This is a genomic window from Pseudomonas sp. 18175 (assembly GCF_050432925.1).
Taxonomy (GTDB): Bacteria; Pseudomonadota; Gammaproteobacteria; order Pseudomonadales; family Pseudomonadaceae; genus Aquipseudomonas.
Window position 1 is genome coordinate 31,926 of the sequence record NZ_JBKFTO010000005.1, and the last position, 15,613, is coordinate 47,538.

12 protein-coding genes are annotated in these 15,613 nt (G+C 61.6%); 10 read left to right on the plus strand and 2 right to left on the minus strand.

Annotated features, from left to right (window positions below; all coding sequences use genetic code 11):
• Positions 1-22 precede the first annotated feature (22 nt).
• From paaE to ACLD1Y_RS08335, 8 genes are all read left to right on the plus strand, one after another.
• Complete coding sequence (paaE, locus tag ACLD1Y_RS08300; protein ID WP_429477137.1) at positions 23-1,099, plus strand: 1,2-phenylacetyl-CoA epoxidase subunit PaaE; 1,077 nt, start codon at positions 23-25, stop codon at positions 1,097-1,099.
• 47 nt (positions 1,100-1,146) lie between these two features.
• Complete coding sequence (locus ACLD1Y_RS08305) at positions 1,147-1,455, plus strand: DUF485 domain-containing protein (protein WP_429477139.1); 309 nt, start codon at positions 1,147-1,149, stop codon at positions 1,453-1,455.
• Positions 1,452-3,098, plus strand: coding sequence for a cation acetate symporter (locus ACLD1Y_RS08310; RefSeq protein ID WP_429477141.1), 1,647 nt, complete (start codon positions 1,452-1,454; stop codon positions 3,096-3,098). Before ACLD1Y_RS08305 ends, ACLD1Y_RS08310 begins: the two co-directional genes overlap by 4 nt.
• Before the next feature lie 29 nt (positions 3,099-3,127).
• On the plus strand, positions 3,128-5,182 hold the full coding sequence (gene paaZ, locus ACLD1Y_RS08315; RefSeq protein ID WP_429477143.1) for a phenylacetic acid degradation bifunctional protein PaaZ: 2,055 nt from the start codon (positions 3,128-3,130) through the stop codon (positions 5,180-5,182).
• A 363-nt stretch (positions 5,183-5,545) separates the two neighbouring features.
• Positions 5,546-6,706 (plus strand): GGDEF domain-containing protein, encoded by a 1,161-nt coding sequence (locus ACLD1Y_RS08320; RefSeq protein WP_429477145.1) that lies wholly within the window; start codon positions 5,546-5,548, stop codon positions 6,704-6,706.
• A gap of 413 nt (positions 6,707-7,119) precedes the next feature.
• A complete protein-coding gene (locus tag ACLD1Y_RS08325) occupies positions 7,120-7,806 on the plus strand; it encodes a 3-oxoacid CoA-transferase subunit A (RefSeq protein WP_429477147.1) in 687 nt (228 codons plus the stop codon).
• Positions 7,807-7,809: 3 nt separating this feature from the next.
• Positions 7,810-8,463, plus strand: coding sequence for a 3-oxoacid CoA-transferase subunit B (locus tag ACLD1Y_RS08330; protein WP_429477148.1), 654 nt, complete (start codon positions 7,810-7,812; stop codon positions 8,461-8,463).
• 65 nt (positions 8,464-8,528) lie between these two features.
• A complete protein-coding gene (locus ACLD1Y_RS08335) occupies positions 8,529-9,125 on the plus strand; it encodes a hypothetical protein (RefSeq protein ID WP_429477150.1) in 597 nt (198 codons plus the stop codon).
• Between the two features lie 26 nt (positions 9,126-9,151).
• Here the strand turns inward: ACLD1Y_RS08335 and ACLD1Y_RS08340 are convergent, their stop codons facing one another.
• Positions 9,152-10,057 (minus strand): tetratricopeptide repeat protein, encoded by a 906-nt coding sequence (locus tag ACLD1Y_RS08340; protein ID WP_429477152.1) that lies wholly within the window; start codon positions 10,055-10,057, stop codon positions 9,152-9,154.
• Between the two features lie 200 nt (positions 10,058-10,257).
• On the opposite strand from ACLD1Y_RS08340, the gene ACLD1Y_RS08345 reads away from it, so the two are divergent.
• Positions 10,258-11,103 carry an aldo/keto reductase gene (locus ACLD1Y_RS08345; RefSeq protein ID WP_429477154.1) on the plus strand — a complete coding sequence of 282 codons (846 nt, stop codon included), beginning with the start codon at positions 10,258-10,260 and terminating at the stop codon, positions 11,101-11,103.
• 27 nt (positions 11,104-11,130) lie between these two features.
• On the opposite strand, the gene ACLD1Y_RS08350 is transcribed toward ACLD1Y_RS08345, so the two are convergent.
• Positions 11,131-12,939: an ABC transporter ATP-binding protein gene (locus ACLD1Y_RS08350; RefSeq protein ID WP_429477155.1), complete on the minus strand. Its 1,809-nt coding sequence runs from the start codon at positions 12,937-12,939 to the stop codon at positions 11,131-11,133.
• Positions 12,940-13,055: 116 nt separating this feature from the next.
• Here ACLD1Y_RS08350 and ACLD1Y_RS08355 point away from each other — a divergent pair, with 116 nt between their 5' ends.
• Positions 13,056-15,608, plus strand: coding sequence for a PAS domain-containing protein (locus tag ACLD1Y_RS08355; protein ID WP_429477156.1), 2,553 nt, complete (start codon positions 13,056-13,058; stop codon positions 15,606-15,608).
• Positions 15,609-15,613 lie beyond the last annotated feature (5 nt).

Consider the following 15,613-nt stretch of genomic DNA (forward strand, 5'->3'; position numbering starts at 1 on the left):
CCGTCTCGGTGGGAGAATAACAATGAGCAAATTTCACAGCCTGGTGATCAAGGACGTACGCAGCGAAACCCGTGACGCGGTGTCCATCGCCTTCGAGATCCCCCAGCACCTGCAAGACAGTTTCCACTTCACCCAGGGCCAGCACCTGGTGATGCGCACCCAACTGGACGGCGAAGAAGTGCGCCGCTCCTATTCGATCTGCACCGGCGTGAATGACGGCGAACTGCGCATCGCCATCAAGCGCGTGGCCGGCGGGCGTTTTTCCGCGTTTGCCAATGAACAGCTCAAGACCGGGCACAGCCTGGAAGTGATGCCGCCTGCCGGGCATTTCCATGTTGAACTGGACCCTGCGCGCCACGGCAACTATTTGGCCGTCGCGGCCGGCAGCGGCATTACGCCGATCCTGTCGATCATCAAGACCACCCTGCAAACCGAGCCCCACAGCCGCGTGACGCTGCTATACGGCAATCGCTCCAGCTCCGGCGCGCTGTTTCGCGAGCAGCTGGAAGATTTGAAAAACCGCTATTTGCAGCGCCTGAACCTGATCTTTTTGTTCAGCCGTGAACAGCAGGATGTGGACCTCTACAACGGCCGCATCAACGCCGACAAATGCGCGCAACTGTTCTCCCGCTGGCTGGACGTCAAAACCCTCGACGCTGCGTTCATCTGCGGCCCGCAGGAAATGACCGAAACCGTGCGCGACAGCCTCAAGGCCCGCGGCATGCAGCCTGAACGCATCCACTTCGAACTGTTCGCCGCCGCTGGCAGCCAGCAAAAACGTGAAGCCCGCGAAGCCGCCCGCGAGTTGGACGCCGCCGTCAGCCAGATCACCGTGATCAGCGACGGCCGCGCCCTGGCCTTCGACCTGCCGCGCAACAGCCAGAGCATCCTCGATGCGGGTAACGCCCAGGGCGCCGAGTTGCCGTACTCGTGCAAGGCCGGCGTGTGCTCGACCTGCAAATGCAAGGTCATCGAAGGCGAAGTGGAAATGGACAGCAACCACGCCCTGGAAGACTACGAAGTGGCGGCCGGCTACGTGCTGTCGTGCCAGGCCTTCCCCATCAGCGACAAGGTGGTGCTGGACTTCGACCAACTCTGACGCGTGCCGCCCCCCCCCCCAACACAACAATAAAAAGGACCACCGCCATGACCCCCGACGCTATCGAACGTATCCACCGGCATCCCGACTTTATCCAGTTGGTACGGCGCAAACAGCGCCTGTACTGGTCCCTGTCGCTGATCATGTTGGTGGTGTATTTCGGCTTTGTGCTGTTGGTGGCGTTCTCCCCCGCCACCCTCGGGCAGTCCCTGAGCGGCGGCGTGACCACGGTGGGCATGCTGGTGGGTGTGGTGATCGTGTTGCTGGCGTTCGCGCTGACCGGCTTTTACGTGTACCGCGCCAACCATGTGATCGACCCGCTCAACGACAAGCTCAAGCAGGAGTGCGCAGCATGAGCCGGTTGATCGCGTGGTTTCTGTTGCCGCTGGCGTTGGCCACCGACCTGGCCATCGCTGCCGATGACGTGTCGCGGCCGCTGAACTGGAACGCCATCGGCATGTTCCTGGTGTTTGTACTGTTCACCTTTGGCGTGACGCGCTGGGCGGCATTACGCACCCGTTCGGCGAGTGACTTCTACACCGCTGGCGGCGGTATGACGGGCTTTCAGAACGGCCTGGCGATTGCTGGCGACATGATCTCGGCGGCGTCCTTCCTGGGCATCTCGGCGATGATGTTCCTCAATGGTTATGACGGTTTGCTGTATGCCTTGGGCGTACTGGCAGGCTGGCCGATCATTTTGTTCCTGATCGCCGAGCGCCTGCGCAATCTGGGCAAGTACACCTTTGCCGACGTGGTGTCGTACCGCCTGGAGCAAACCCCGGTGCGCCTGACTTCGGCCTTCGGCACCCTCACCGTGGCGTTGATGTACCTGGTGGCGCAGATGGTCGGCGCGGGCAAGTTGATCGAGCTGCTGTTTGGCATCGACTACCTGTACGCGGTGATGCTGGTGGGCGTGCTGATGGTGTTCTACGTGACCTTTGGCGGTATGCTCGCGACCACCTGGGTGCAGATCATCAAGGCAGTGATGCTGCTGTTCGGCACCACCTTCATGGCGTTCATGGTGCTCAAGCATTTCGGTTTCAGCACCGAGGCGATGTTTGCCGGGGCCGCCGCCGTGCATGCCAAGGGCAGCGCGATCATGGCGCCGGGTGGCTTGCTGTCCAACCCCATCGACGCGATTTCCTTGGGGGTGGGCATGATGTTCGGCACCGCCGGGCTGCCGCATATCCTGATGCGTTTCTTTACCGTCAGCGACGCCAAGGAAGCGCGCAAGAGCGTGTTCTACGCCACCGGTTTTATCGGCTACTTCTACCTGCTGCTGATCGTGGTCGGCTTTGGCGCCATTGTCATGGTGGGCACCGACCCAACCTTCCGTGATGCCAACGGCGCGATCATCGGCGGCGGCAACATGATCGCCGTGCACCTGGCGCAAGCGGTGGGCGGCAACCTGTTCCTCGGGTTCATTTCGGCGGTGGCGTTTGCCACGATCCTAGCGGTGGTGGCGGGGCTGGCGCTGTCCGGCGCGTCGGCGGTGTCTCACGACCTGTATGCCTGCGTCATGCGCAAGGGCCAGGCCACTGAACAGCAGGAGATCCGCGTATCGCGCATCGCCACGCTGTGCATCGGCGTGCTGGCGATCATCCTTGGCTTGCTGTTTGAGTCGCAGAACATCGCGTTCCTGTCCGGCCTGGTGCTGGCGATTGCCGCGTCGGTGAATTTCCCGGTGCTGTTCCTTTCGATGTACTGGAAGGGCCTGACCACCCGTGGCGCCGTGGCCGGCAGCCTGGCCGGGCTGGTCTCGGCGATTGTGCTGCTGGTGCTGAGCCCGGCGGTGTGGGTCAACGTGCTGCATCACGACAAGGCGCTGTTTCCGTATTCCAACCCGGCGTTGTTTTCCATGAGCCTGGCGTTTTTCAGCGCTTGGGTGTTTTCCGTCACCGACACCTCACCCCGCGCCGCCCTTGAACGTGGCCGCTACCTGGCGCAGTTCATCCGCTCCATGACCGGCATCGGCGCAGCGGGCGCCAGCAAACACTAATCCCTTTTTTCTACCCTGGAGGAACCGTGATGTCTCACGCCCCTACCCTGCAAAGTTTTATCGCCGGTCGCTGGATCGGCCAACACGGTGCCCAAGTGCTGCGCAGCGCCATCGACGGCCACGAACTCGCCCGCACTCATGAGGAGCACCCGGACTTCGCCGAAGCCGTCGCCCATGGCCGCAGCCTGGGTGTCAGCGGCTTGATGGCGCTGGACTTCCAGCAACGGGCGCAACGCCTCAAGGCCTTGGCGCTGTACCTGAGCGAGCGCAAGGAACAGCTCTACGCCCTCTCCCACCACAGCGGCGCCACCCGCGCCGACAGCTGGATCGATATCGAAGGCGGCAACAGCACCCTATTCACCTACGCCAGCCTGGGCTCGCGGGAGTTGCCCTCGGGCAATATCGTCCACGAAGGCCCGGCGCTGCCATTGGGTAAAAAAGGCACGTTTGCCGGCACCCATATCCTGGTGCCGCGTGGTGGCCTGGCGGTGCACATCAACGCGTTCAACTTCCCGATCTGGGGCATGCTGGAAAAGTTCGCGCCGAGCTTTTTGGCGGGTGTGCCGTGCATCGTCAAGCCGGCCAGCGCCACCAGCTACCTGACCGAAGCGGTGGTGCGCCTGATGGACGAGTCCGGGATTCTGCCGGCGGGCAGCCTGCAACTGGTGATCGGCAGCACCGGCGACCTGCTCGACCGCCTGCAAGGCCAGGACGTGGTGACCTTCACCGGCTCCGCCGACACTGCTGCCAAGCTGCGGGTGAACCCGAACCTGATCCGTAACTCGGTGCCGTTCAACGCCGAGGCCGACTCGCTGAACTGCGCGATCCTCGCCCCGGACGTTACGCCGGACGATGAAGAGTTCGAGCTGTTCATCAAGGAAGTCGCCCGCGAGATGACCGTCAAGGCCGGGCAGAAATGCACCGCCATCCGCCGCGCCATCGTGCCGGCCAAGCATATCGATGCAGTCGCCAGCCGCCTGCGTGAGCGCCTGGCCAAGGTGGTGGTCGGCGACCCGTCGGTGGAAGGCGTGCGCATGGGCCCCTTGGCCTCCCACGATCAACAAAAGGATGTGGCCGAGCGCCTGGAAGCCTTGCTGCACAGCAGCGACCTGCTGTTCGGCGCCCGCGACGGTTTTGAGCCACGCGGTGAAAACGTCAGCCAGGGCGCATTCTTCGCTCCGACCCTGCTGCAATCCCATGACCCACACGCCGAAGGCGGCGCCCACGATATCGAAGCGTTCGGCCCGGTCAGCACGCTGATGGCCTACCACGACCTGGACGAAGCCTTGGCCCTGGCCGCACGCGGCAAAGGCAGCCTGGTGGCGAGCCTGGTCACCAAAGACCCGCAGACCGCCGCCAAAGCCATCCCGGTAGCCGCCGCCTGGCACGGCCGGTTGCTGGTACTGGACCGCGAGTCCGCCGCCGAATCCACCGGCCACGGCTCGCCCCTGCCCCAACTCAAGCACGGCGGCCCAGGCCGCGCTGGCGGCGGTGAAGAACTGGGTGGCCTGCGCGCGGTGAAACACTACCTGCAACGCGCCGCGGTACAGGGCTCACCGACCATGCTGGCGGCGGTGACCGGCGAATACGTGCGCGGCGCCAAGGTGATCGAAACCGAAGTGCACCCGTTCCGCCGCTTCTTCCAGGATTTGCAGGTCGGCGAATCCCTGCTGACCCACCGCCGTACTGTCACCGAAGCGGACCTGGTGAATTTCGGCTGCCTGTCGGGCGACCATTTCTACATGCACTTCGACGACATCGCGGCCAAGGAATCGCAGTTCGGCAAGCGCATCGCCCATGGCTACTTCGTGCTGTCTGCCGCCGCCGGCCTATTCGTCTCCCCGGCCCCCGGCCCGGTACTGGCCAACTACGGCCTGGACACCCTGCGATTCATCAACCCGGTAGGCATCGGCGACACCATCCAGGCGCGCCTGACCTGCAAACGCAAGATCGACCAGGGCAAGGCGAGCCCGCAGGGTATTCCACAAGGCGTAGTGGCATGGGATGTGGAGGTGACTAACCAGTTGGGGGAACTGGTGGCCAGCTATGACATTTTGACGCTGGTGGTGAAGCGGGAGGTTTAAAGCGAAAACACCAACGCCGATGACCTGTGGCGAGGGAGCTTGCTCCCGCTGGGTCGCGAAGCGGCCCCGCTCTTTGCTCAAAGAACGGGACTGCTGCGCAGTCCAACGGGAGCAAGCTCCCTCGCCACATGAACAGCAATTGATCGCCGTTGCTGGCGAATTGAATCGAGTGCTGGGTACGCCCAAAGCTGGCAAGCCAAAACCCAAAGCGCCTCTGTAAACGTCATGCTTAGCCCAAAGGCGACCAGGGGAGAGCGACCATAGAAATACCCGCCTCCCCTCCCTATACTCAGCGGCTCCCATCCCCCCAGGATCAACCCCCGCATGGAAGCTGTGCGGCCTGCCATCGCTCGGTGAGACGCCATGATCGCTCATACCCCCACGCTGTTTGGCTGTGTTGCCTTGGTCGCGACGATCATGGCGTTTTGTCTGATCCTGGTCGGTCAGTTCAATCAGCGTGATGGGCTGCTGACCATCGGTTTCGGCTTGCTGGCCCATGCCTTGGCCTATGTGGGCTACACCTTTTACGGGCATGCACCGCTGTGGTTTACCTATGGCGTCGCCAACTCCCTGCTGGCCGTGGCGCTGGCGTTTTATGGCGCCAGCCTGTTTCGGATCGTGGAGTTACCGGTGTCTTGGTGGCGGGTGTTCGCACCGGCGGCGTTGATGCTGGTGTTGATGGTGAGCCTGATCGACACCCTGGAGCCGCGCATGCTCGCGGCCTCGCTGGTGTTGATGTTGCAATGCGCCTTGATCATCTACTGGACCCTTCGCCACATTCCCCCGCAGGGCCGTGCGCGGATGCTGTTGATCATCGGCTCGAGCATTAGCCTGATCGGGCTGGGCATGCGTGTGGTGGCCATACTGGGCGGTGGCGCCGCCGAGATGCGCTACGACGTCAGCAACCTCAAGCAGACCATCTCGGTGAGCATTGGCACGTTCACCGCCATGATGATCTCCCTGGGCCTGGTGCTGTTGGCCAAGGAACGCAGCGAGTCATTGCTCAAGCACATGGCGCTGCGGGATGTGCTGACGGGCATTCTTAACCGGCGCGCCATCCTGGAGCGATTCACCCAAGAACTGGAGCGTGCTCGTCGAGACCGTTCCAGCCTCGCGGTGGCCATGGTCGATATCGACCATTTCAAGCAGATCAACGATGTGCACGGGCACCTGGCAGGCGATGAGGTCATCCGCCATTGCGCCAACCACCTCAGCCAACGGCTTCGCTCGACTGACAGCATCGGTCGCTACGGTGGCGAGGAGTTTCTGCTGCTGCTGCCGTGCACCCATCCCGAGGCCGCCAGGACGGTGCTCGATGAACTGCGCACTTCATTGGCCCTGGCACCGGCGCTGTATGCAGAGGCAAGTATTGAACTGCGGATCAGTATCGGGGTTTGTTGCGATGTGCCTGACGACGCCGATACCAGCGCAAGTTTGCTGGCCAGGGCGGATGCGGCGCTGTATGAGGCCAAGGCGTCGGGGCGCAATACCGTGCGGTTTGCAGCGCTGGCCCAGGCGCTTTAAACCCCTAATAACCCCTTGCCGACTCAATCGCGAAAAAATCAATTTGGGCGATTATCGAACATTTCCCCCTTTCGACCCTTGTCTGTACGCCGTGCAAAGTTATGATGTCCATCAGCAAAACAGCCCCAATAATAACAATCGAATAGTGCATATCCGCAACTAACAGCCGCCAGTTAGTTTGCCACGGGTATAACTTTTCATACCGTCGTCTTATGCACTCAGGTGCACCGCGAGGTTGCTGTGACATTAACGCCCGAAAGAATTAGCCATTATCGGTGCGGACCTTATTCGCCTCTTGTTTACACTTTTATTTATCCCGCCTGGTGAGTTAATTGCTCTTTACGCGCCTGATGAAGATGTCATAAGCCCGGCCTGAATACCCAATATTCCAGAACACTCCCCAGGAGGGAATTGTGCTCGATAAAACCGATAAATCTGTGACAGCTGCCGTCAGCCAGATCAAGGATGGCGCCACCATCATGATTGGCGGCTTCGGCCCGGCCGGCCAACCTGCCGAGCTGATCGACGCACTGATCGAACACGGTGCGCGTGACCTGGTATTGGTCAGCAACAACGCGGGCAATGGTGACTACGGCCTGGCGGCGCTGCTCAAGTCCGGCCAGGTGCGCAAGATCATTTGCTCGTTCCCGCGCCAGGCGGACTCGTGGGTCTTCGACGGCCTTTACCGTGCCGGCAAGATCGAGCTGGAAGTGGTGCCCCAGGGCAACCTCGCCTGCCGTATCCAGGCCGCAGGCTCCGGCCTGGGCGCGGTGTTCACCCCCACTGGCTACGGCACCCTGCTCGCCGAGGGCAAGGAAACCCGTGAGATCGATGGCAAGCACTATGTGCTGGAGTTCCCGATCAAGGCCGACTTCGCTTTGATCAAGGCCTACCAAGGTGACCGCTGGGGTAACCTGGTGTATCGCAAATCGGCGCGCAACTTCGGCCCGATCATGGCCATGGCGGCTGCGACCACCATCGCTCAGGTCAGCGAGATCGTCGAGCTGGGCGCGCTGGACCCGGAACATATCGTGACCCCAGGCATTTTCGTGCAGCACGTGGTTCGCGTCGGCATCGCCCAACCGGCCAAGGAGGTTTAACCCATGCCTTACACCAAGCTTTCCCGCGACGCCATCGCCCAGCGCGTTGCACAAGACATTCCTGAAGGCGCCTACGTCAACCTGGGCATCGGTTTGCCGACGAAAATTGCCAGCTACTTGCCGGCCGACAAGGATATCTTCCTGCACTCGGAAAACGGCCTGCTCGCGTTCGGCCCACCACCGGCCGAAGGTGAAGAAGACCCCGAGCTGATCAATGCCGGCAAAGAGTTCGTGACCATGCTCAAGGGCGGCAGCTTTTTCCACCACGGCGATTCGTTTGCGATGATGCGCGGCGGGCACCTGGATATCTGTGTGCTGGGCGCCTTCCAGGTAGCGAGCAACGGTGACCTGGCCAACTGGCACACCGGCGAACCCGATGCGATCCCAGCCGTAGGCGGCGCCATGGACCTGGCCATCGGCGCGAAGAAAGTCTTCGTCGTGACCGAGCACCTGACCCGTCAAGGCGAACCGAAAATCGTCGAGCAACTGAGCTACCCGGTCACCGGCATGGGCTGTGTCGACCGCATCTACTCGGACCTGTGTGTGATCAACGTCACCGACACCGGCCTGCAGGTGATCGAGATCGTCCCGGGCCTGAGCTTTGCCGAGCTGCAAGGCCTGACGGGTGCACGCCTGGTAGACGCGACTAAAGGATAAGCCCTGGACGGGGAATAGAGTGTTCAACCTGTGGTCTGTAGAACACCTCAGACCAGGAACTGATCATGCCTTTTCCCCGTTCGCGCCTTTTGCTGATCCTGCCCTTCTTTGCTGGTTGCCAGTATCTACCCAAGACCTACTACTTCACCGCACCGGAAAACGAGCCGAACCCGGCCTATCTCCGCATCGTCGACTTCACCCAGCATGCCGATATCTACCAGTATGAAAACGGTGTGCGCTCAGGCGGCGTGATACGCAGTGGGCCCCTGCCCTTTATCCACACACAAGACATCGGCATGCCCAAGGCCGGGCAGGACCTGACGTTCGACTATTACGAAACCAAGGTGCGACCGGGTATCGAGACCCACGTGGGCATGTTCTGGGAGGGGCCCAATACGCGGTCCTGCTCCATCACGGCGGTCTTCACCCCCCAGCCTGGCCGTTACTACCAGTTCGAGATGACCTCGGGTTCAAGCGGGACCTGCAAGGCGTACCCGTCGCTGATCGAGCGCGACCCAAAAGGCAGCGGCTGGCACCTTACACCCAACCTGGAAGTCACCTACCCCCACGACAGCCCGAGGGCTAAGACCTACTACAAGGATGATCGCTACAAGGACCCCAATTACAAGCCGTTTACGGCGCCGGGGCAGCCGGTGTATTAGCCCGTCCGTGCGGTCTCATCCGGCCATCAACTGCAGGGCTTTCTCCCGCATATTCCGTTCATATGTTGAGTATCCTGAGGCGAGAATATCAGCGGCGCCACGATCTCCTGCTCGCCGGAGCTGTCCGTCAGCGGCGCTGAGTCCGCCATCGAAATGCGTGACGCGGCCTTCATGACCCAACTGTCTACATTCCCATCGCCCGACGCGCTGACCATCGTCACCTGCGGTATACCGCTGTCGGACTTGAACCGATAGGACAACTTCACGCTCTTGGCCGCGCCTGTGGCATTGACTGCATCGAACACCTCTCGAACCGCCATGCGGCGGTTCTGCTCCTTCAGGAACCCCGACATCCAAAGCTGGCGATACCGCACCGCCTGCGCCTCACTCAGTGGCTGGCCCTGTTGGCGCAAACGATTCATCGCCTCCCAGGCGTCATCACCAAACCGCTCGGTCGACGCCAGATACAGCGCCAAGGCTCCCGGCAGGTCCTGCGGGCCGCCTTTGCCCTCCTCCATCAAGCGTCCCAATGGCAATGCCGCATTCTTGCCCGAGAGACGATAAAACTCCCGCGCCTTGGCGTAGTCCACCGGCTCGCCTTCACCGCGCTCAGCCATTTGCCCCAGCAGAATATGGGTGACGGGATTGAGCTGGGCAGACTCGACAAACAGCGCGCGCGCCTTGGCGAAATCCTGATCGACACCGTATCCGCCTTCCTTGTACATCTTGCCCAACGAGGTTTTGCACATGGCATTGCCGTAATCGGCAAAGCGCTCGATGTAGAGCAGGTTGTCACGCTCGAAGGGTTTTTTGCCGGCGATCAGCATGCAGCGCATGCTCACCAGCGAGGAGTCGTAATCGGCGGGTCGGGTCAGGCTCTGGCAGCCCGTGATCGCGGCGCAGAGAAACAGGAGGGATAGGGGTTTGAACATCGCGTCCTTGCATCCGTTGAAAAGAAAGGACGGGATTATGCCATTGATCAGCCAAAGGAGCCGTCAGGGCGTACCTCTGACGGCTTCCTTGTCACAACCAAACCGACACCGCCGGCACATCAATTGGAACCGTGAGCCCCCCACGCCCTCAAAAAGTTTCAATCCGCACTCGACTCACGTCTTTACAGGAGGCATCTGCGATGTCTGAACCACGCATCCCCACCCTTGAACTCAATGATGGCATCACCCTGCCGGCGGTCGGCTTTGGCACCTATAAACTCAATGGTTCCGAAGGCGTTGAGGTCATACGGGCTGCCATCGGCTCCGGTTACCATTTGATCGACAGTGCGGTGAACTATGAGAACGAAGGCGCGCTGGGTGAAGCGGTGCGGCGCAGTGAGGTTGCGCGCGAGCAGCTGCGCATAACCTCCAAGCTGCCCGGACGGCACTACGAATTTGAAGCGGCGTTGACGACGATTGAAGAGTCGTTGTATCGCAGCCAACTGGATTATTTCGACCTGTACTTGTTGCACTGGCCCAACCCGAGCAACGGCTTGTACGTGCAGGCCTGGCGGGCACTGGTGGAAGCTCGCAAACGTGGCTGGGTGAAGAGCATTGGCGTCTGCAATTTTCTGCCGGAGCACCTGGAGACGCTGATCAACGGCAGCGGCGTGACCCCGGCTGTAAACCAGATCGAACTGCACCCGTTTTTCCCGCAGCACGAGCAACTGGCCTGGAACAAAGCCCACGGGATTGTCACGCAGTCGTGGAGCCCCTTGGGGCGAGCCAATCACCTGCTTAAGGATCCCTCGCTGCAAGGCATCGCCGAGCGCCTGGGTAGAAGCATCCCGCAAGTGATCCTGCGCTGGCATTACCAACTCGGCACAATTGCCTTGCCCAAAGCGAGTTCGGTGGAGCGTCAGCGCGAAAACCTGAGCCTGTTTGATTTCGCCTTGTCAGCCGATGACCTGGCCGTGATTGCTCGGCTCGCCAGCCCCACCGGCCGTATAAACAATCAGGATCCAGCGGTGTACGAGGAGTTCTGATCGCTATCGCAGGGGCTGTCGAGTTGTCTAGCGATAGCCCCGTGCCTGAACGTCGAACAGCTGGGCATAACGCCCTCCCGCCGCCATCAGTTGGCGGTGGCTGCCCTCCTCCAGAATCTGCCCTGCCTCCAGCACGATAATGTGATCGGCACTGCGCACGCTGGAGAAGCGGTGAGAGATCAACAGCGTCATACGGCCCTTGGCATGCTCGCGAAAGTGCTCGAACACCGCCGCCTCAGCGCCAGCATCAAGCGCCGCTGTGGGTTCATCGAGGATCAGCAGGTCGGCTTCCTGACGCATATAGGCCCGTGACAAGGCGACTTTCTGCCACTGCCCGCCGGACAGTTCCTGGCCACCAAACCAGCGCCCCAGCTGCGTTGAATAGGCATTACTCAAACGCTCGATGAATTCGGCCGCGACGCCTTGGGTGGCCGCGCTGCGCCAGCGGGCCTGGTCGTTCATGGCGTCGACGTCGCCCACGCCAAGGTTCTCGCCGACGGTCATCTGATAGCGGATGTAATCCTGGAATATCACCCCGATACGCTGGCGCAGGGTCTGTTCGTCCCACTCCTGCAGGTCGCTGCCATCCAGCAGGATACGGCCTTCGTCCGGGGTATACAGACGGGTCAGCAGTTTGATCAGGCTGGTCTTGCCCGAGCCGTTTTCCCCCACCAGCGCCAGGCTTTGCCCCGGCGCCAAGTGCAGGCTGATATTACGCAGCGCAGCGGATGTGGCGCCTGGGTAAGTAAAACTCACCCGCTCGCAGCGCAGGCCATCGCCCGGTCGGGCCCCTTGGGTGAGCCGGCCATGGGGAATGATCACGGGCGTTTCGAGGTATTCATACAGGTCAGAAAGGAACAGGCTGTCGTCATAGAGCCCGGCGATTGCGCTGAGGCTGGCGGTGATCGCACTTTGGCCCTGCTTGAACAGCACGATGTACATGGTCATCTGGCCCAGGCTGGTCTGGCCACGCACGGTGTCGAGTACTACCCAGGCGTAGGCCAGGTAAAACGCTGCGGTGCCCAACAGGCCCAAGCCAAAACCCCAGGCGTCGCGGCGCACGGTCAGCAGGCGGTCTTCTGCATACAGTCGGTTTGCGTTGTCGCGGTAGCGCTTGAGTAACAGCGGGGCCAGGCCAAACAGCTTGACCTCTTTGGCGTGGGCCTCGTGGGACAGCAGGGACTCCAGGTAATTCTGCTGACGCGTCTCGGGGGCGCGCCGGTGGAACAGCCGGAATGCATTGCCCGAAAAATGCGTCTCGGCGAAGAACACCGGCAGCGCGCCGACCACCAGGATCAACAGTGCCCAGGGCGAAAAATGCACCAGCAACACCGCAAAACTCACCAGCGAAATGAGGTTCTGCACCAACCCCAAGCCTTTGGTCACCAGGCTCAGCGGCCGCGTCGAGGCGCCCTGACGTACGCGCACCAGCTTGTCGTAGAACTCGGCGTCTTCAAATTGCAGCAGCGAAAGGGTCTGGGCTTTTTCCAGCACCATCAAGTTGACCTTCACCCCCAACCTCACCCGCAACAGCGACTGCTGCATCGACAGCGCCCGTTGCGCAGCGGCCAACAGCGCCAGCACACCGGCCTCGGCCACAACGTAGCGCATCACCGGCCACACGGGTGCCTGGCTGCCAGAGGCGTGCACCTGCATGGCGTGCACCACCCCATCCACAATGCGCTGGCCGATCCAGGCCGCGAGTGCTGGCAGCAGCCCTGCGACTATTGTCGCCAGCAGCAGGCCCAGGAACAGGGGGCGTGAGGTGCCCCACACCAGCCCGAGTGCCCTGCGCGCCTGGGTGGAAAATACGCTCAACCGATTGAACAGCAGCATGGCTGGGATGGGCTCCTTATCAGGTGTAGGATCAGCGCCCGGAACCGCGTGGCGTGCGCGCTTGTCACTATGGTCTCTGTCACTCTTCGCGACTGACGCGGCTACCTGAGCGATATATGGAAAAAGCTTTGAGTGAACTCAATCGTGATCAGCTGGAAGCAGAGATCGTAAGGCTGCGCGCTCAGCTGGCAGAAGGCGCTCGCGACCCGTTGCCGGACGTCGCCGACGCGCAAGTATCGCGTATTTCCATGGCGCAAACCCAAGAACGTTATCGACTGGCCGTCAAGGCCACCAGCGATACGATCTGGGACTGGGATATGCAAACCGACCAGATCCTGTGGAATGAGGCGCTGCAAAGCACCTTCGGCTATTGCCTGGCGACGCTGGACACATCGGGTGAATGGTGGGTCAGCCAGATCCACCCCGAGGAGCGTGCGCGTGTAAGCACCTCTATCTTTGCCGTGATCAACGGCAGCGGCACGGCCTGGACCGAGGAATATCGGTTCCGCCGCCTGGATGGAACCTATGTAGACGTGCTCGACCGCGGGCATGTGATCCGCAATGCCGAGGGCAAGGCCCTGCGGATGATTGGTGCGATGCTCGACCTGTCGCGCATGCGCATTGCCGAATCCGCATTGCGTCAGAGCGAGGAGCGTTTTCGCACGATTCTGGAGACGGTGGAATCCGCCTTCGCCATCGTCAAAGTCAAGTTCGACGCCGACGATCAACCGATCGATTACTGCTTCGTCGAAGCCAACCCCGCGTTCGAGCGTCAGGCCGGGGTGAACCTGCGCGGTAAATGGGTCACCGAGTTTGCCCCCAATCTGGAGCGCTTCTGGTTCGAGACCTACGGGCATGTGGCCAAGACCGGCGAGCCTGCCACCTTTGAAAACTACGCCGAAGCCTTCAAGCGCTGGTTCGACGTGCGTGCAGTGCGCGTGGGTGCGCCAGCCGACCGGCAGATCGCGATCATTTTCAGCGATGTCACCGAACGCAGGAATGCCCAAGAGCGCCTGCGCATCAGCGAAGCCATTGCCCGGCAAAACGTTCAGCGCGTACAGCTTGCGCTGGCGGCTGGCGCAATCATCGGCACCTGGCACTGGGACGTGCCCAACGACCGTTTCACCATTGATGAGGCCTTCGCCCACGCGTTCGGCCTGGATCCTGCCCTGGGCCACGAAGGCCTGAGCATGGCCCAAGTGGTAGCGACGGTGCATCCGGAGGACCGCGAGGGGCTGTCGACCGCCATCACCGCTGCGCTGCTCAGGGGCGGCGCCTACGCGCACCAGTACCGGGTACGCCGGGCCGACGGCAAGTATTACTGGATCGAAGCCAACGGCCGCGTGGACCTTGCCGAAGACGGCTCGGCCGTAAGTCTGCCGGGGGTGGTCATCGATGTTGAAGGCCGGCGCTCGGTTGAAGCCGAGCGCGACCGCGCCACGACGGCACTGCGGGTGTTGAATGAAACCCTGGAGCAACGGGTCGCCGAGCGCACCGCTGAGTTGATCCAGGCCGAAGAGAAACTGCGTCAGTCGCAAAAGATGGAAGCCGTCGGCCAACTGACCGGAGGCCTGGCCCATGATTTCAATAACCTGCTGGCCGGGATCTCGGGCTCCCTGGAGTTGATCGCGATGCGGATCGCCCAGGGTCGATGGCTGGAGGCCGACAAATACATTGTCACAGCCCAAGGCGCGACTAAACGGGCGGCGGCATTGACCCACCGCTTGCTCGCGTTCTCCCGCAGACAGACCCTCGACCCCAGGGCCACGGATGTGAATCGGCTGGTGGAAGGCATGGGCGAACTCATCCAGCGTACGGTAGGCCCAAGCATTACCGTCGAACCCCTGTGCGCGGCGAACAGCTGGCCGACCCTGGTGGATGCCAGCCAGTTGGAGAATGCCTTGCTGAACCTGTGCATCAATGCCCGTGACGCGATGCCCCACGGCGGACGCATCAGCATCGAGACCGCCAATGTCATTGTCGATGCACAAATGGCCGTCGCTCACGAGATCGCTGCCGGGCAATACCTGTGCCTGAGCGTCACCGACACGGGTATGGGTATGACACCCGAGGTGCTGGCCAAAGCCTTCGACCCGTTCTTCACCACCAAACCCATCGGCCAGGGCACCGGCCTGGGTCTGTCGATGATCTACGGCTTCGCCAAACAGTCGGGTGGCCACGCCCGCATCAGCTCCTTAGTTGGCCAAGGTACATCGATCAATATTTACCTGCCGCGATTTGACGGTAGGCCGTCGGAAGACAATCGAGAGATCAATCATGCTTCGGCCACTCCCGCCAAGTCCGGTGAAACCATCCTGATCGTGGATGATGAACCGAGCGTGCGCATGCTGCTGATGGATGTGCTGGGCGGGCTCGACTACAGCTTGATAGAGGCCGGTGATAGCGTTGCCGGCCTGAAGGTGCTGCGGTCCGATGTGCATATTGACCTGCTGATCACAGACGTCGGCTTGCCCGGCGGCATGAACGGCCGCCAGATGGCCGACGCCGGCCGAGAGGTGAGACCGAATCTGAAAACCCTGTTTATCACGGGCTATGCCGAGAGTGCCGCCATCGGCGAGGTGAGCCTTGGGCCAGGCATGGAAGTACTGACCAAACCCTTTGCAATTGAAGCGCTGGTGGCGCAGGTAGACGCACTGATCAAGCGTTGAGGCGC